This window comes from Nocardia sp. NPDC003726, from assembly GCF_053586955.1.
Genome location: NZ_JBSFNF010000009.1, coordinates 182869 through 199750 on the forward strand (window position 1 = coordinate 182869; position 16882 = coordinate 199750).

Sequence of the window (16882 nt, forward strand, 5' to 3'; positions counted from 1 at the left end):
CCGATGAAGAGTGAAGACGTCGACCACGTCGCCGAAACCGAGTCGCCCGCAGCGCAACTGGACGAGAAGGTCGTCGCGCCGGAAAAAGCCGGCGTCGGTGCCACGACGCAGGCCGCGGACGGCGGCGCGGATCCCGCCGAGCGGGGCGCGGCGGACTCCGGTGGCCGGTGGCGCAGGCTGCGCCGTCTGCCCATCCGGCGTCCCGGTCCGATCGTGGTGCGCTCGGCGGCGGCCGTCCTCGTGGGTGTGTCGGTGGCCTCGGCCGGTTACTGGTACGTCCAGAGCCGCAACAGCGAGAATCTGCTGGCCGCGCAGGAGGACGCCCGCGCAGCGGCCTGCCGCTACGCGCCCATCCTGGCCAACTACGACTCGAAGAATCTCGACCCCTACTTCGCCGCGGTCAGCGACGGCGCCACCGGTGACTGGAAGAAGCAGTTCGAATCCACCAGCACGGAACTGCGTACGGTACTCGGCGAAGGCCAGGTCACCTCGGCCACCCGCGATGTGCAGTGCGCGATTCGCGCCGGTGACGAGCACTCCGCCGAAGCGATCGTGGTCATCGGCCAGACCATCACCAGTCTGGGCACCAAGGGCAAGCCTGCGCCGGGTCAGTTGTCGATGGTGATGCGCTTGGAGAAGGTGGGGGACCGGTGGCTGGTGAACAAGGTCAACTCGCCGTTGGCGTTACCCACCCAACCCTGACGCGGGTGTCGTGAAGAGCGCCAGATCCGGATCGGCCGAGCCCGGTCCGGAACGGGTGGTGCGCCGGCGCCCGCGCAACCGGCGGGCGCAGATCGCGGCCACGTCCGCGGCCGCGTTCGGCGCCCTCGGCTATCACGGCGTGAGCATGGAGGAGATCGCGGCGAAGGTCGGGATCAGCTCCGCGGCGCTGTATCGCCACTATCCCAGCAAGTATTCGCTGTTCCGCGCGGAGCTGTTGCGCTTGGGCCAGGTGACCGTGGACGCGGTGATACTTCCCGCGCAGGCCGAGAGCTGGAGTGCCGAGGCTCGATTGCGATACGTCATCGATGCCCTGATCGCCCAGGCCGTCACCAATCGTCCCACGGTGACCCTGGCGCGCTGGGAAGGCCGCTATCTGGACGACGAGGACGGCAAGACCCTCACCGATCAGTTCGCGACCTCGATCGCCGCGCTGCGCCGGCTGATCGGTGCGGTGCGCCCGGGGCTGAGCAAGCGTGACGAATTCGTCCGCGCGGTGGCGATACTCAGCATCGTCAGCAGCATCGGTGATCACCACGCCGCCCTTCCCACGAAATCCCTCTCGGCCCTGCTGGCCTCCGCTTGCTGGACGGCAGTGCATGCCGCGCTGCCCGCCTTCGCCGAGGTCTCCACCGAGCCGCGGCCGACGGACCCGCCGACGCCTTTCAAGCATCAATTGTTGCTGGTGAAAGCCGTGCAACTGTTCCATGAGCGCGGATATCCGAACGTCAGCGTCGAGGACATCGCCGCCGCGGCGGACCTGACCGCCGCGTCCGCGGTCTACCGCTACTACCGCAGCAAGAGCGACCTGTTGACCGCCGCTTTCCGGCGCGCCGCCGACCGGGTGGCCGACGCCATCGGCCCAGCCATCGCGTCCTCGGCCACTCCCTTCGAGGCGCTGACCGAATTGATCACGCTCTACGTCGCGGGCTCCTTCGCCGAGCGGGAGCTGACGTTCGTCTACTACACGGAGTTCTCGCATGTCCCGGCCGAGGACCGGGTCGTGTTGCGCAACATCCAGCGTCTGTCGGTGGCGGAATGGGGCAGATTGCTGGTCGCCGTCCGTCCCGAGCTGTCCGAAGCGCAAGCGCGCATTCTCGTGCACGCCGCCTTCGGTCTGGTCGTCGACCTCGGCAGGGCGCTGGGGGACGGCAGCCGCGGCTGTCCGGAGGACGCCGTGGCGCGACTGATGCAGGTCACCCTGTTCGATACGGCGATACAGCCACCCGGTGTGCGGAAATAACGCTCCGGCACGATGATCGACGTTCCGTAAGGAATCGGGAGACACATATCAGTGCATAAGACGGTAAATATACACGTCAAGTCCTTTTACATTGCGTCGCTCCTAGATTTGAGTCTAGAATGATCAGTAACATACTGGAAATCGGCCGCTCCAGGGCATCGGACACGGAGAGTCCGATGCGCGCCGATGTTCTCGCGGAGCAACGGCCGACAGGGGAACGCGCCGAGCCTGGCTGGTGTCCGGCGGCGTCGTGTCGACGTCGGCGCGGCCGTCTCGCCTGGTCACGCGACGTGTGAACGCAGATGGAAGGACATCCCGATGACCGCAGTCGCTCCTCACTCCGAGCGCGATCACAGTGGGCCGCTGACGAAGGATCGCACCCGCATCGGTATCAGCGTCACGCATCGGCCGTACACCAAGCGGCCGATCAAACTCACCGACGCGCTGGATTTCTGGTCCTTCGCCGGCGCCGCGGCGAACGTCGTCATGCAGATGGCCCGGCCCGGCGTCGGCTACGGCGTGGCCGAAAGCAAGGTGGAATCCGGATCGCTGATGAAGCACCCGTGGAAACGGGCGCGCACGACGACGCAATATCTCGCGGTCGCCATCCTCGGCACCGACGAAGAGCGCGCGGCATATCGCGAAGCGGTGAATGTGGCCCATCGGCAGGTGCATTCGGCGCCAGGAGCCGCCGTGAAGTACAACGCCTTCGACCGCAACCTCCAACTGTGGGTCGCCGCTTGCCTTTACATCGGCTTCGAGGACACCTACCAGCTGCTGCACGGGAGAATGAACGACGAGCAGGCCGAAGCCTTCTACGCCTCGTCCTCGACCCTCGGCACCACCTTGCAGGTCACCGAGGATATGTGGCCCGCCACCCGCGCGGAATTCGACGAGTATTGGAACACCGCGTGCGAGCAGGTCGTGCTGGACGACTACGTCCGCGGTTACCTCGAGAGCCTGCTGAATCTGCGGATGATCCACTGGTATCTGCGGCTGCCTTTCCGGAACCTGCTGCGATTCCTCACCATCGGATTCTTGGCGCCGATTTTCCGAGAACAGCTCCGGGTGGAGTGGACCGCCGCCGACCAGCGGCGTTTCGAGAACCTGTTCGTTTTCGTTTCCTTCGTCAACCGGTTCATTCCGCGCTTCGTCCGGCACGGCGGGTCGCATGCGCTGATGTCCGATCTGCGCCGGCGAATCCGCAAGCAGAAGAACCTCATATGAGAACCCGGGTTTGGTGATACCGCGGGTGAGCCGGTACATTTGTCTGGTCAAACTACCGAGCGATCGGTGAATAGGCGCGAATACCCCCGAGCGAGCCCCGAACCGATGCAGACCGGTCCGGGGCTCGGTTGGTTCGTGTGCCCATTTCCGTCACTCCGGCTGGAACGCGGCCGTGCGGTCGTCGGCGAGAAAGTCGCCGAGCAACGACACCGGTTCTTTCGGCGCGTCCAGTGGGACGATGTGCCCGCACCCGGCGCACCGCGCCTCGAGGTTCCCGCGGTGAGGAACCAGTCGATATACGCCGCCTCGTTTCCGGCGAGATCCGGCCGAGCCGTCCGGATCGGACGCGTTCGGGTCATCGGGGGCCCGAGGCGGGGCGCTCGTGCGCGGTGAGCAGCAAGTGGTCGAAGCGGGTGCGGGTCTGCACATCCGCACCGCCGAAATCGAGCAGCGCGGCCACCAGCTCCTCGGCCAGCACGCGCAGTTTCCGGTTCGTCTCCTGCGACCGCCAGATGAGCACTCGGAACGCCTGATCGGCCGAAATCCCGTACACCAGCATCAAGGCGCCCTTCGCCTGCTCGATCACTTCGCGGGCGGCGACCATTTCCGGCAGCGTGGCGTCGATGATCTCCTGGCGCTGCTCGTCGACGGTGTCGGTGACGTCGATGTAGTACCCCGTCGTGCCGACCACCGCGCCGGTGGCGTCGCGCATCTGATCGCCGACGACCAGCACATGGTGCATGACGCCCGCGGCATCGACGATGCGGTGGCGGCCGCTGAACGGCAGGCCGGTCCGCACCGCCATCGCCAAGGTGTCGGCGACCTCGGCCCGGTCGTCCGGATGTTTGTGTGCCAGGAGCAATTCCGTAGTCGGCGTCACATCGCCCGGCGCGTACCCGTGCAAAGCCGCGACCTCGTCCGACCATTCCCAGCGTTGATCGGCGAACCAGAACTGGAAACTTCCCGTTCTTTTGGAGACCGGGACCGTGGGCGCGGCCCCGGATGGAGCGTTGTCTATCACTCGGTTCTGCATTCCCCGCCGTGTCGCCGGTATGCGCCCCCACCTGGCGTGAACCGCCTCACGAAGACTGGCGCGACGCGCGAGGGAGGCGGTCGCAGCCGCGGGAACTCTCGCTCGGCGACGAGTTCGCAAGGGTGTGACGCGGTCGTGTCCGGCGCGGGCTTCAGCCTCGATGACGCGGGTATCCGCCGCCCTGTGGCGGATACTTTGCGACGGGCGGTCAGCACGCCCCTGCTGTACTTCTTCATCCTCGGTGACATCCTGGGCGCGGGCGTCTACGTGCTGGTCGGGAACATCGCGCGGGAATCCGGCGGTGCGATCTGGTTGCCGCTGCTGGTGGCGCTGACCCTGGCCTGCCTCACCGCGGGCTCCTACGCCGAGCTGGCGACGAAGTACCCCAGAGCGGGCGGGTCGGCGCACTACGCGGGCCGCGCGCTCGGGCCGGCCGCTGGATCGCTCGTGGGCTTCTGCATGCTGGCGGCCGGCGTCGTGTCGGTGGCCGCGCTGAGCAGGGCGTTCGCCGCGGACTACCTGCGCGCCCTGGTGACGCTGCCGACCGCGCTGGTCGTGGTGGTGTTCCTCGGCGCGTTGGCGTTGCTCAACGTGTACGGCATCAAGGAGTCGCTCGGCGCCAACGTGGCCGCGACCCTGGTCGAACTCGGCGGGCTGGTCCTGGTGATCGGGCTTGGTGCGTGGGTGGTCGTCCGGGGCGACGCCGAACCGGCCCGGCTCGCCGAGGTGGGGACCGCGGAGCACGGCGTGGTCGGCGCGACCCTCGCGGGCGCGGTGCTGGCCTTCTACTCCTTCGTCGGGTTCGAGACCTCGGTGAATCTGGCGGAGGAGGTCGCCGACCCGCGCCGGTCCTATCCGCGTGCGCTCTTCGGGGCGCTGCTCACCGCCGGTGGCGTGTACCTGCTGATCGGGTTCGCGGCCGGTGCGGTGGTCCCCACCGACCGGCTGGCGAATTCCAGCGGTCCGCTGCTGGAGGTGGTGCGCGTGGCCGGTGGCGTTCCGGACGAGCTGTTCGCCGTGGTCGCCCTGGTGGCCGTCGCGAACGGGGCGCTGCTGACCGGCATCATGTCCTCGCGGCTGGCCTACGGCATGGCGCGTGAGGGGCTGCTGCCGCGGGCGCTGGGCCGGATCCTGCCGGGCCGCAGGACGCCGTGGGTGGCGATCGCGGTGACAGCGGCGGCGTCGCTGGCGCTCGCGCTGACCGGGGAGGTGGCCTCTCTCGCCGAGACGTTGGTGTTGTTGCTGCTGGTCGTCTTCACGGCGGTCAACATCTCGGTGTTGCTCCTGCGGCGCGATCCCGACGGGGCCGAGCATTTTCGCGTGCCGCTCGTCGTGCCGTGGCTCGGTCTGATTTCCTGCCTGTTCCTGTTCACCCGGATCGACGGGGAGGTGTGGTTGCGGGGTTGCCTCCTCGTCGGCATCGGAGTGCTGTTCGCCGTCGTGAACGCGATCCGTGCCCGCCGGTCCGCCGCCGCCGGTCGCGGCGCCTTCGCGGCCCGGCGCGGCGCGTGACGATTCGCTTTCCATCGCGCGACGACACGACGATGTCGTTGCACCGGGTCGAGCCTGGTGGTACACGGAATCTGCGACAGCGTCCCGGCGCCGATCGCAGTACGCCAGATCGGATCGACATCCCGCAGTCCACCCCTGTCCCGGAGGTTCCACGCGATGGCATATCCCGTGCACGGCGGCTCCTCGCTCGGTCGAAGACTCCACGGCTACACCCCGCGGCGGCACAGCCGACCCCAGGCGGCGCATCGCGTCCTCGACGTGCCGGATCGGCCCAGCGAATGGCATCCGGGGATGCTGTGGTGGGATGCGAAAACGGTGCGGGTGACCTACCCGCGGCCGGAGGCGACGGGGCGCTGGAATACCGTCCCGCACTTGGTGTTACCGCTCGACCGCGGGCGTCTGGCCATTCGGATCTCGTCGCACTCGCGCGAGGCTCGGCACTTGGCCCGCGAGCACCGGGTCATCGTGCAGGCCGGAGACTGGCGAGGGGAGCCGGCCCTGGGGTCTCGGCAGCATCAGGGCACGGCCGAGCTGGTTCGCACGGGGCCGCTGATGGACCATGTGCGAACCGGCATGCTGACCAAATACGGACGATGGCTCGGCTTGGCGCACCTAAGCCACCGGCTGGCCATGGGCGCGGCTCCCTATGGCGACCTCGTGGTCGTCGTCACTGTGCGTGAGAGATCCCGCTCGGGCGCCTGACGTCATCCGTGACGATCTCCGCCGCCCATCGGTGCTGGCGTCGATCACCCTGCGGCGCATCGCTGCCGAGGGCGATTCCGGCGGACTGGACACATGCACGGAGCGCTGTCCATACCATGGGGTCGTCGTGTCGCGGAGGACGTGGCGCACCGATGACCGACGGAGGTCGAAGTGAAGGTCCATTTGCAGGTCACGGGAGCGCCACGGCAGGTCGCGGCCGAGGCGCGCGCGTCGGCGGAGACGGGGGCCGACGGCCTGTTCACCTTCGAGGGGCCGCACGACGTGTTCTTCCCGCTCGTCGTCGCGGCCGGTGCGACGTCCATGGAACTGATGACGAATGTGGCGATCGCCGGGCCGCGCAGCCCGATGCATCTGGCGCACGCGGCCTACGATCTGCGGGTCTACAGCGAGGGGCGCTTCCGCCTCGGGCTGGGCTCGCAGATCCGCGCCCATATCGAGAAGCGCTACGGCAGCAGTTGGGGCGAGCCCGCGGAGCGCACCGCGGAGAGCGTGGCGGCGGTGAAGGCGATCCTTGCCGCGTGGGAGGGTAAGGGGCCGTTGAACTTTCGCGGCAAGTACTACACGCACACCCTGATGCCGCCCACCTTCGATCCGGGACCGAACCCGTTCGGGCCGCCGCCGGTGCTGATGGGCGCGCTCGGACCGGTGATGACCCGCAAGGCCGCGCAGGTCGCCGACGGACTGCTGGTGATGCCGTTCAACAGCGAGCGTCACTTCACCGAGCGCACGCTGCCCGCCGTCGCCGAGGGCCTGCGCCGGGCCGGGCGGAGCGCGGCGGAGTTCCCGGTGATCGCCCAGGTCATGGTCGCGATGGGGCGCACCGAGCAAAGGCTGGCCGCCGCGATGGGCGGGGTGGGCTCGTTGATCGCCTTCTACGGGTCCACGCCCGCGTATCGTCCCGTCCTCGAAGTCGAGGGATGGGCGGCGCTGCACCCGAAGCTCAACGCGCTGTCCAAGAGCGGCGGTTTCGGCGAGATGCGCGCATCGGTCACCGACGAGATGGTGCGCACGATCGGGGTGGCGGGCACGCCGGAAGAATGCGCCGCGCAGATCCGGACCCGCTTCGGCGCGGGAATCGAGGAGGTGTGCTGTTACTTCCCCGGGTACACACCGGATGCGGCGGACGTCGCCGACTTGGTCGCCGCGTTGCATGGGAGCACAGCCGAGGCGCGTGCGCCGGTCGGCGCGGCCCAGAGCCGACAGCGAAGGTAGCAACAACAGATGAGCCGGGTCATCCGTTGGGCGCACGGTGCGCGAAAGAATGGTGACCCGGGCGACGTCGCCTTGACCGCACCAATGCCTGTTCCACCCCATGCCCGCGGCTACGAGGACTTCGGCGGCTCGGTCGGCCGCACCACGGCCGATTCGACACCGCATTGGCGCGGGCACCCAGCAGAAACCGCGCAATACCGAGCCGAGGCGGTGGAACGCGAGGCGGAATTCGTCGCCGAATGAGCGCACCGGGCCGGTCGGCGCGGCGGTTCGGGAAGGTGGGTGCTTTCGGAGGGGATCGAGCGCACCCACCCTCGCGCCTCGGCGACGGCTGAGCAGCGGGCACAGCCGGCGCGGGCAGCGTCGGGACTCACCGACGGAGACGAATGCGAAAACCCCCGGAAACCCCGACCCGTGACCGACCTTAACGCCGCAGGCCCGGCGATGACAGGGAAACGCGTTCCTGAAATGATTTTCAGGTCACTTCAGGCTGCCTTAAGCCGGCTCCTGCGAAGGTGATCTTCGTCTTCGAGATCACCACTCTGGCAGGAGGTTTCACCATGAAGTCCACTGTTGGCCGTGCATTCCGCGGTCGGCGCGCGCTGCTCACGGCGGCCGTGGTCGCCGGGCTGCTCGTCGGCGGGCCCGTGGCGCTGTACGCCGCCACCGGTTCGCACTCGCCCGACCGGCACGCCGTCGCCGCGTACCTCTCCGACCACGAGTGGGCGCTCACCGCGGCGCCCACGATCAGCAGGGAGCAAGCCGTGAACAAGGCGCGCGAAGCCCTGCCCGGCGGCACCGCGGTCTCCGCGGAACTCGACGCGGAGGGGGCGACGGCGGTGTGGGAGGTCGAACTCAGGACGCCCGACGGCATCGAGCACGAGGTGACGGTCGACGCGAACAGCGGGGCCGTACTGGGCACGGTGAAGCAGGACTGACGGACATGGTTCTGCGCAAGATCGCCACGATATCCACCCTCACCGTCGCCCTGGCCTGCGGCTCGGCCGGAAACGCCGTCGCCGTACCGGGGGAAGCCGGTGGGCAGGTGGTCAACTACACCGCCACCACCTCGGCCGAGAGCGTGGTCGTCCGGATCGACTCGGGCTCGTTGCGGGCCGAGAACGGGGTGTTCGCGGTCGCGGCCGACGACGGCACCGTCCTCGCGGGCACGCCGCTGGAATTCCGCGTCGACGACTTCGTTTTCCCGATCGCGGCCGACATCGGCGACCGGACCGCCACGCTGACACCGTTGTTCGACGTCGAGCACGCGCAGTACCGCCCGGTCGCCCTTCCCTTCGAGGACTCGGCGCGCTGGCGGACCCCGTACGAGCGTGAGGTCGCGGCGTTCACCCGGCTGAAGGACACCATCGCCACGGGCGCCGCGATCGGCACCGTGGCGGGTGGTCTCGGCGGCGGCCTGGTCGGCTGCGTGCTCGGCGGCATCGCGGGCGCGACCGTCGCGGCCGCGACGATCGTCGGCATGTTCGGCCCGTTCATCCCGGCCGCCGCCGTCGGCTGTCTGGGCGGCATCCTGGCCGTCGGCGCTCTGGGCACACTCGCCGGTCAGCTCTTCGTCACCGCGCCGATCGCCGTCGCCGCCCTGGTGCAGTACTTCACCACGGTCAATCAGCCTTTCGTCCCGCCGGCCCCGTAGCCTCCGGCCGGACGGATCGGCACCCGACACGTGCCGCGCCAGGTCGTCCTGCCGGGACCTGGCGCCTGGCACTGTTTCGTCCGCCCAGGACAGGGCAGCTATCTGATGTGAGCATGCGATTGCGCCGTAGCCGACCGTACGACGGCGGACTGCAACGCGTCCGGCGCGGACGCGGATTCGGGTATCGCACGGTGGACGGCGAACCCGTGGACGACGCGACGCTGGAACGCGTTCGCGGGTTGGCGATTCCGCCGGCTTGGCGGAAGGTGTGGATCTGCCCGCACGTGAACGGTCACATCCAAGCCGTCGGCATCGATGCCGCGGGTCGGCGCCAGTACCTCTATCACGAGCAGTGGCGCAAGGAGCGCGACGAGGAGAAGTTCGACCGGGTCCTGGCGCTGGCCGCGCGTCTGCCGCAGGTCCGCGCGCAGGTCGGGGAGGACCTCACCCTGCGCGGGCTGACGCGGCGGCGAGTGGAGGCGGTGGCCATCGATCTGGTGGATCGCGGGGTGTTCCGGGTCGGGGGCGAGGAGTACGCGGAGGAGAACGGCACCCGTGGAGTCGCGACGCTGCTGCGCGAGCAGGTCCGGGTGTCAGGGGAGCAGATGCGTTTCGACTACGTCGCCAAGGGCGGCATCCGGCGACGAGTGAGCGTGCGAGACCCACTGCTTGCCAAGGCCGTTCGATCCCTGCTGCGCAGCAGGGCGGACTCCGACCGGCTCTTGGTGTACCGGGACGGCGACCGCTACGGCGAACTGCGCGCCGACGACATCAACGCCCGCTTCCAGGAGTTGGCCGCCTGCGAGTGCAGCGTCAAAGACCTGCGTACCTGGCAGGCGACCGTCCTCGCCGCGGCCACGTTCGCGGCGATCGAACGGCCGTCGAACCACCGGGCGCGCAGGCGTGCGGTGCGGGAGGTCATGGACGAGGTCGCCGCCGCGCTCGGCAACACCCCTGCCGTGGCCCAGGCGTCCTACGTCGATCCGCGGGTGGTCACCGCCTTCGAGAACGGCACGACGGTCGCCGCGGCGCTGCGCCGCGCGCGCCGGGCCGGATCCCCGGACGCGGAGCGGGCGGTTATCGACAGCGCGGTCATCCGCATGCTTCGCCGGACAAGGTGATACCTGCGCGTCGGGGCACGAACCGGTCCTCATCACCGCTCGTCGAGCGAGGGCAGCACGGTCTCGCGCAGGATCAGCAGAACGGCCGCGGCGACGGGAATGGCCAGCAAAGCCCCGATGATTCCCAGCAGCGCGCCACCGAGCAGCACCGCCACCACGGTCACCAGCGCGGGCACGTGCACCGCGCGGCCGATGATGCGCGGCACCAGCACGTAGTCCTCGACCAAGCGCAACGCGATGAAGAACACGACGGTCGCGATCGCGACCGGCAGGGAGACGGTCAACGCGACCAGCGCGACGATCACCCCGGCCAGCGTCGAACCGACGATCGGGATCAGGTCGAGCACGGCCACCAGCACGGCCAGCAGCAGCGGGTAGGGCACGTCGAAGAAGAGCAGCCAGATGCCGGTCAGCACGGCGGTGATCAGCGAGATGACCAGGTTGCCCAGAATGTAGCCGCCGACCTTGGCGAAGATCTCGTCGCCGATCAGGATCGCGCGCGGGCGCCGGGAGCGGGGGAAGAGCCGGTAGACCGAAGCGCGCACCCGGGTGAAGTTCGCCATGAAGTAGGCGGTCAGCACCGCGACGATGACCGTGCTGCTGACGATGGAGAACACCGCGCGCCCGGCGTCCAGTACCCCGGTGGTCAACCCGGATGAATCCGATTCGAGCGTGTGCCGCAGCCGGTCTTGCAGGTGGAAGCGCTGGTCGAGGCTGCCGATGTAGGGATAGCGGTCGGCGAGATGCGTGACGTAGTCGGGGGCGTTGTGCGCGAGCGCTTCACCCTGCGTGAGCAACGGTGGTATCGCCGCGGCGAGGAATCCGGCGAACAGGCCGAGCCCGACCAGGTAGACGGTCGTCACCGCGGCCCAGCGCGGGAACCGGGGCCGCACCAGCCGGGACACCAGCGGCTCCATGCCGATGGCCAGGAACAACGCCACCACGATCAGGATCAGTGTCTGGCCTGCGGCGAGCACGGTGCGAATGGCGGCGTAGGTCACCGCGACGCCGGCGGCTCCGGTCATCCCGACCATGAACGGCGAGCGCCGATCGAAGGGGCGTCCCGGTCGGCCCAAGGGGAATTCCGCACTGCGCGCACGGGCGGCTTCGGCCTCGGCGGAGATGATCGGACCGGCTTCGTCGGTGCCATGGGGTTGGGCGATGTCGCCGTTGTGTCCGGCGTCCGCGGCATCACGGGCGGGCTGTCGCGCGCCGGCGGTGTCTCTTTCGGACATGCGTTCGGTCCGATCGGTGGGTGAGCTGGTCCGGTATGGCAGTGCGCGGCTTACCCGCTGCTCGGCCGCCCAAACCCGGACCAGGGGCGGGCTACCCTGCCGCCGAGCCGAGATGCCGCTTCGGACGCGGACTCGGACGGCGGCGTCGGTGCGTGCGCACGTCGTCGGAGGCCGCGTCCCGGTGCTATCGACTCGCTCGATCGGTAAGGCTGATCCACGCGTTCCCAACACCGGCGAACACCCTGCACATCCGAAGCGACCCGCGAAATCCGCGCCGGATGCCGGTGTCTTGCGGCCAGGGACGGAATCGAGCTGCCGAAACACAAGCTGCGCAGTCGGTTTCCGCATTCTCGGATCTCCTCGTCCTTCGGATTCAGCAACGTCGCAGCCATCTTCGGCCGATACTGGTGAAGTAGCCCGTGCACACCTCGCGGTGATCCTCACGAGCCGATCTATCAGCGACGCTCCAGAATCGACGGGATCCGGCGATGCCCAAGATCAAGAACCTGAACCCCCTTCCGATGGCCGACATCGGCGGCTCGGATCTGTTCATTCCCTTCCGCATGCCGAGCGGTGAGATCGGATACCTGCTCGGCGATACCTTCTCCGGCACCGAACCCGCGGTGGGCGGGCCCAACTGGCGTGCGCCGATGCTGTTGCGCAGCGGCACCCACGACATGTCCGCACCGATCGAATTCCGGTCGGCGGCGCGGAACGCCCGGCAACTATGGGACTACGTGCACGACAATCCGGAGTACTCCACGGTGCTGCCCTGCGACGCCCTCACGATCGGCGGCCGGATCTATCTGTGGGTGATGGTCACCCAAGGCTTGGCGAACGAGCGATGGTGCGAGATCCGCTATTCCGACGACAACGGCGACAGCTGGACCGACACCGGCGTCCGGTGGTCGACCAGCGCCTACGGCGGAAAACGCACGATGATCTCCTGGGAACGCGGTGGCGACGGCTACGTCTACGTCATCTCCACCGGCGGGCTGGCCAGGAACAAGAACATGCTGCTGTGGCGGGTACGCGAGAGCCATGCCGCGCTCGTCGACCCGGCGGCCTGGCAAGGATGGGGCTGGAACGGGCAGGACTGGGGCTGGGGCCGCGATCCCGGCGGCGATCCGCGCTTCGGCATCCTGGCCGACGGCACGAAGCTCGGCGAGATCGGATTGCGCCGCATCCAGGGCAATTGGGTGATGTCGGGGTTCGATGCCGGGGCCTACGGAGCCTTCGTCAAGGTCGCCGCGAGAATCACCGACAACTGGCGCACAGCCTGGACCTATCGGCCGGTGAAAGGGTCGTTCTGGGCGCCGGGTGGTCCGGATATCGTGCCGCGCCTGTACGGGTGTTATGTCCACCCCGACAGCAGGTTCGACGGCGCGTTCTGCATGATCGTCAGCGAATGGGCGGAATCGGGGAATCCCTATCGGGGCATGCAGTACCGGATCTACGGAGTCCGGCCCGCCGCTGCGATCACCGCAGGGCGAGTGGTCAGACGCGGCGGTTCGTTCCGCGCAACGGATTGGCGACGGGGAAGGTGATCGCGGGCAGGGTCACCGACATCCGCACGGTCGTGCCCGATTCCGAGTGGTCGATGTCGAGTTCCTCGGTCAGCGCGCGCATCATGTCGATACCGCGGCCGCGATACCCGGGATCGGAGGCCCGCGGCTTCCAGTCGCCGGTGTCGGTGACCACGATGACGACGGTGTCGATATCGCAGGTGGCGGACATCCGCACCCGCCCGTTGTCGTCGTTGCGGTAGGCGTGCTCGATGCTGTTGCTGCACGCCTCGTTGGCCGCGGCGACCAGATCGGCGGCCAGGTCGTGCGGCACCGCCGCGGCGGCCAGCCAGCCCTTGAGCGTGCGGCGCAGCACCGCGAGTTCGTCCGCGCGCGCGGGCACGTCCAGCCGCAGCGGCGCGGGCGGCTGGCGGTAGACCACCATGGCGACGTCGTCGTCGTAGCCGGCGGACGGCCGCAGGCGCGACAGCACCGCGTCGGCCACTTCGCGCGGCAGCCGCCCCGAGGTGTCGGCGAGCACCGCGGCGATCTTGGCGAACCCGTCGTCGATGTCGACGCCGCGCTGCTCGACCAGACCGTCGGTGAACAGCACCAAGGTCGAGCCCGGTGTCAGCGCCGTGGTGGCCTCCGGTCGGCGCGGCGTATCGAAGGTCGCCAGCGGCACCGAGCGCCCGCCTTCCAGTAGCCGGCCGGTCCTGGCGACGTCGGCCAGGATCGGCGGCATGTGCCCGGCGCTGCTGTAGCGCACCAGACCGCGCACCGGGTCGAGCACGGCGGCGCAGACGGTGGTGCACATGGCGCCGGGGATGCGCGCGGCGACGGTGTCGAGTTCGGCGAGCAGCTGCGCCGGGCCCGCGCCGCGCAGCAGCAGCGCGCGGGCCGCGGTCCGCAACTGGCCCATCACGACCGCGGCCGACAACCCACGGCCGACGCAGTCGCCGACCACCACGCCGATGGTGCCGTCGCGCAGCGGCACCACGTCGTACCAGTCGCCGCCGATCTCCAGCGGCGGCAGCGCGGGCTCGTAGTGCACCGAGAAACGCGGCGGCAGATCGATCGGGCCGAGCATGGCGCGCTGCAGGGTCAGCGAGGTGGCGCGAGCCTGGTCGAAGTTGCGCGCCCGTTGCACGGCGAGGCTGAGGTGACCGATCAGCAAGGAGAACAGCGTCCAGTCCGCGGCGCTGATCGCCCGTGGCGCCGCGAACCGCAACCACACCGCCGCGTCGCCGGTCTCGCCGAGCGGAGCGACGATGCCCTCGGAACTCTCGGCTCCGTCGGGAAGCGCCAGCAGGCTGCGCGGCGGCCTGCGTCTGGCGCGCTCCAGCAGGGCGCGCGAGGCGTCGTCCAGCGACGCGGCGCCGTTGTGCGAAGTGCTGTCGGCGCCGGTGCCCGAGACGTACACCTCCGGCACCGCGTTGCGGCTGGGCCACACGGCAACCACCGCGGTTTCCGCGCCCACCGTGCGGCGCAGCTCGTCGAGACCGACGGCGAGCACTTCGACCACGCTGGTGGCCGCCCCGACGGCGGTGGCGAGCCGGGAGGCCGCCTGGTCGCGCGCCTGCGCGTCGTGTTCGGCGGTGATGTCGCGGAGGGTTCCGACGAAGATCCGCTCGTTTCCCTCGGGCTTGATCAGGGCGCTGGTGCTCACGGCGAGCCACACGTTGCGCCCGTCGCGGTGGCGGATCGGGATGACGAAGCGCTGTGCCTCGGTACCGAGATCGGGATAGCGCGGACCCTCCGGACTCGACCACGGATGCGGCAGCGGATAGGGGACACCCGCCGCTCCGTAGCCGGTCAAGGCGCCGAAAGCGGTGTTGACCTCGATGATGGTGCCCTGCGCGTCGGCGACGAAGAAGCCGTCCTGCAGCGACTCCACCAGCGCGGTGCGGAACGCGTCGCGTCCGGCGAGATCGTCGGCGCGGGAACGCTGCTGCTCGTAGCGGCGGGTGCCGTCGAGATAGCCTCGGGTGGCGATGTCCAGCGGGACGAGCGTCTGCAACAGGAATTCCAGCGCCGTCTCCGGCAGGCGTGCCGCGGGTTCGCCGCCCTCGGCTGCCGCCTCCTTCTGCTGCCGTTCCTCCGCGTCTTGGACCACGCGGAAGTGGTTCTCCGTGAGGTCGAGCAGGCTGATGCCTTCGACCAGGGCGCGCCTGCCCAGCTCGTATCCCTCGGCCAGACCGGCCTGGGTGGGCGAATCCATGTGCCGCCGTAGCGCATCGGCGTAGTCGTCCAGGAAGTCGGCCAGCAGGGCGCTCATCTGGCCGCCCCTCCCGCGCCACGGTGCCGCGCGGCGAGCACGAGCGCGTCGTCGGTGTCCTTGGCGTGCCGGGCCAGCATATCGGCGGTGATGTCGGCGGTGGACTTGGAAAGGTCGATGGCGGAAGCCGATTCGGTGACGATGCCGTCGGTGGACATCAGCAGCAGATCACCGGGACGGACCGCGACCGACTGCGGCTGCAGGTTGGCCGGAAGGCGGTAACCGACGATGCCAGCGGTCAGCAGGACGGTGGCGTGCACCCGCAGGCTGCCCGCCGGACCCGCGGTCAGCACCTGGGATTCGACATTGCCGACGCCGAGCCAGCGCACCGTGTCGCCTTCGTCGAACAGCGCCAGCGAGATCGCCGCCCCCCGGGTGTCGGCCATCGCCCGATGGCACAGCACCATCAGCACGTCCAGCGGTTCGGCGCGGTTCTCCGACAGCACCCGCGCGGCGCGATCGGCCGCGTCCGCCGCGGCGGCGCCGTGCCCGAGCCCGTCGAGGACCGCGAACAGGACGGTGCCGCCACCGGCGTCGAGGACGACGCCGCGGTCACCGGAGACCTGTTGACCGGGCAGTGCGCGTCCGGCCACCGCCCACTCGATCCGGCCGATGAACCCGTCCTCATGCACCGTTCGGTACCCACTTCCACATCTCCACCAGCGTGCCGCGACCCGGCGCAGAATCCACGGTCAGCCGGTCCATCAACCGCCGGGCGCCGGGCAGACCCAGCCCGAGCCCGCGTCCGGTGGAGTAGCCGTCCTCCAGTGCCCTGGCGATATCGATGATGCCGGGCCCCTGATCCTCGGCCTGCACCACCAGGGCTTGACGACCCTCCCGGTCGTCGACGAGCAGACGGATCTCGCCGCTGCCCGCGTAACTGGTGATGTTGCGGGCGATCTCGGAGATCGCCGTGGAGATCATCGTGCGGTCGGTCAGGGTGAATCCGAGTTTCGCTGCCAGTTCGCGTCCGGCTTGACGTGCGGTCACGATGTCCCCGGACACCCTGACCGCGATCACCACGTTCTCAGCGGCCACTGTCACGACCGTCTCGCTGGCGACGGGCTGGGATCTTGCGGTCCAACCAGGCGAGCCCCTCTTCCAGATCGAGGGCGGTGTGCATGTCCTCGAAGGTGAGACCGAGCTGCACCATGGCGAACGCGACTTCCGGTTGCAGACCGACGATCACCGTTTCGGCGCCGCGCAGCTGCGTCATGTGCGCGATGGTACGCAACGATCTCGCGGCGAACGAATCCATCACGTCGATCGCGGTGACATCGACGATGATGCCGTGCGCCCGGTATTTGCTGACCTGTTTCATCAGGTCGTCCTGCAGACGCTCGGTGTCGGCATCGGTCAGCGCGGACTGCACCGACGCGATGAGATACGTCCCTTGTTTGAGAATCGGAACCGGCATGG

General features: G+C 69.1%; 17 protein-coding genes. 11 read left to right on the forward strand and 6 right to left on the reverse strand.

Translation table 11 applies throughout. The annotated features are described in order from the left end of the window. The first annotated feature begins 3 nt into the window (after positions 1 to 3). The 3 genes from ACWDMM_RS14975 to ACWDMM_RS14985 all read left to right on the forward strand — a co-directional run bounded on the left by ACWDMM_RS14975 (position 4) and on the right by ACWDMM_RS14985 (position 3190). Positions 4 to 702 (forward strand): hypothetical protein, encoded by a 699-nt coding sequence (locus ACWDMM_RS14975; RefSeq protein ID WP_357105713.1) that lies wholly within the window; start codon positions 4 to 6, stop codon positions 700 to 702. Between the two features lie 10 nt (positions 703 to 712). Beyond that, complete coding sequence (locus ACWDMM_RS14980) at positions 713 to 1963, forward strand: TetR/AcrR family transcriptional regulator (RefSeq protein ID WP_195080092.1); 1251 nt, start codon at positions 713 to 715, stop codon at positions 1961 to 1963. A gap of 318 nt (positions 1964 to 2281) precedes the next feature. Next, positions 2282 to 3190 (forward strand): oxygenase MpaB family protein, encoded by a 909-nt coding sequence (locus ACWDMM_RS14985; RefSeq protein WP_195080091.1) that lies wholly within the window; start codon positions 2282 to 2284, stop codon positions 3188 to 3190. A gap of 355 nt (positions 3191 to 3545) precedes the next feature. Here ACWDMM_RS14985 and ACWDMM_RS14990 read toward each other — a convergent pair whose 3' ends face one another. Then, positions 3546 to 4211: a PAS and ANTAR domain-containing protein gene (locus tag ACWDMM_RS14990; protein ID WP_323123994.1), complete on the reverse strand. Its 666-nt coding sequence runs from the start codon at positions 4209 to 4211 to the stop codon at positions 3546 to 3548. Positions 4212 to 4406: 195 nt separating this feature from the next. Here ACWDMM_RS14990 and ACWDMM_RS14995 point away from each other — a divergent pair, with 195 nt between their 5' ends. The 7 genes from ACWDMM_RS14995 to ACWDMM_RS15025 all read left to right on the forward strand — a co-directional run bounded on the left by ACWDMM_RS14995 (position 4407) and on the right by ACWDMM_RS15025 (position 10445). After that, positions 4407 to 5735 carry an APC family permease gene (locus ACWDMM_RS14995; RefSeq protein ID WP_357105718.1) on the forward strand — a complete coding sequence of 443 codons (1329 nt, stop codon included), beginning with the start codon at positions 4407 to 4409 and terminating at the stop codon, positions 5733 to 5735. A gap of 156 nt (positions 5736 to 5891) precedes the next feature. Then, entirely contained in the window at positions 5892 to 6437 is a 546-nt protein-coding gene (locus ACWDMM_RS15000) for a hypothetical protein (RefSeq protein ID WP_195080088.1), read from the forward strand. Positions 6438 to 6608: 171 nt separating this feature from the next. After that, the gene (locus ACWDMM_RS15005) at positions 6609 to 7670 is read left to right on the forward strand and encodes a TIGR03617 family F420-dependent LLM class oxidoreductase (protein ID WP_449937847.1); all 1062 of its coding nucleotides are present in this window, start codon (positions 6609 to 6611) and stop codon (positions 7668 to 7670) included. 84 nt (positions 7671 to 7754) lie between these two features. Further along, the gene (locus ACWDMM_RS15010) at positions 7755 to 7913 is read left to right on the forward strand and encodes a hypothetical protein (protein WP_195080086.1); all 159 of its coding nucleotides are present in this window, start codon (positions 7755 to 7757) and stop codon (positions 7911 to 7913) included. A gap of 317 nt (positions 7914 to 8230) precedes the next feature. Further along, complete coding sequence (locus tag ACWDMM_RS15015) at positions 8231 to 8608, forward strand: PepSY domain-containing protein (protein WP_449937849.1); 378 nt, start codon at positions 8231 to 8233, stop codon at positions 8606 to 8608. Between the two features lie 5 nt (positions 8609 to 8613). Further along, positions 8614 to 9324: a hypothetical protein gene (locus ACWDMM_RS15020; protein WP_195080084.1), complete on the forward strand. Its 711-nt coding sequence runs from the start codon at positions 8614 to 8616 to the stop codon at positions 9322 to 9324. A 113-nt stretch (positions 9325 to 9437) separates the two neighbouring features. Then, the gene (locus ACWDMM_RS15025; protein WP_357207228.1) at positions 9438 to 10445 is read left to right on the forward strand and encodes a DNA topoisomerase IB; all 1008 of its coding nucleotides are present in this window, start codon (positions 9438 to 9440) and stop codon (positions 10443 to 10445) included. Between the two features lie 32 nt (positions 10446 to 10477). On the opposite strand, the gene ACWDMM_RS15030 is transcribed toward ACWDMM_RS15025, so the two are convergent. Beyond that, positions 10478 to 11680, reverse strand: coding sequence for an AI-2E family transporter (locus ACWDMM_RS15030; protein ID WP_449937851.1), 1203 nt, complete (start codon positions 11678 to 11680; stop codon positions 10478 to 10480). A gap of 488 nt (positions 11681 to 12168) precedes the next feature. Here ACWDMM_RS15030 and ACWDMM_RS15035 point away from each other — a divergent pair, with 488 nt between their 5' ends. Continuing rightward, a complete protein-coding gene (locus ACWDMM_RS15035; RefSeq protein WP_195080081.1) occupies positions 12169 to 13227 on the forward strand; it encodes a DUF4185 domain-containing protein in 1059 nt (352 codons plus the stop codon). Here the strand turns inward: ACWDMM_RS15035 and ACWDMM_RS15040 are convergent. Genes ACWDMM_RS15040 through ACWDMM_RS15055 form a run of 4 tightly spaced genes read right to left on the reverse strand, consistent with a single transcriptional unit; the run spans position 13178 to position 16880 of the window. Then, positions 13178 to 15463: a SpoIIE family protein phosphatase gene (locus tag ACWDMM_RS15040; RefSeq protein ID WP_195080080.1), complete on the reverse strand. Its 2286-nt coding sequence runs from the start codon at positions 15461 to 15463 to the stop codon at positions 13178 to 13180. The genes ACWDMM_RS15035 and ACWDMM_RS15040 overlap by 50 nt on opposite strands. Continuing rightward, a complete protein-coding gene (locus ACWDMM_RS15045) occupies positions 15460 to 16095 on the reverse strand; it encodes a SpoIIE family protein phosphatase (RefSeq protein ID WP_195080079.1) in 636 nt (211 codons plus the stop codon). Before ACWDMM_RS15045 ends, ACWDMM_RS15040 begins: the two co-directional genes overlap by 4 nt. After that, positions 16088 to 16501, reverse strand: coding sequence for an ATP-binding protein (locus tag ACWDMM_RS15050; RefSeq protein ID WP_051020806.1), 414 nt, complete (start codon positions 16499 to 16501; stop codon positions 16088 to 16090). Before ACWDMM_RS15050 ends, ACWDMM_RS15045 begins: the two co-directional genes overlap by 8 nt. Next, the gene (locus tag ACWDMM_RS15055; RefSeq protein WP_039798459.1) at positions 16491 to 16880 is read right to left on the reverse strand and encodes an STAS domain-containing protein; all 390 of its coding nucleotides are present in this window, start codon (positions 16878 to 16880) and stop codon (positions 16491 to 16493) included. The genes ACWDMM_RS15050 and ACWDMM_RS15055 overlap by 11 nt, the downstream gene beginning before the upstream one ends. Between the last annotated feature and the right edge of the window lie 2 nt (positions 16881 to 16882).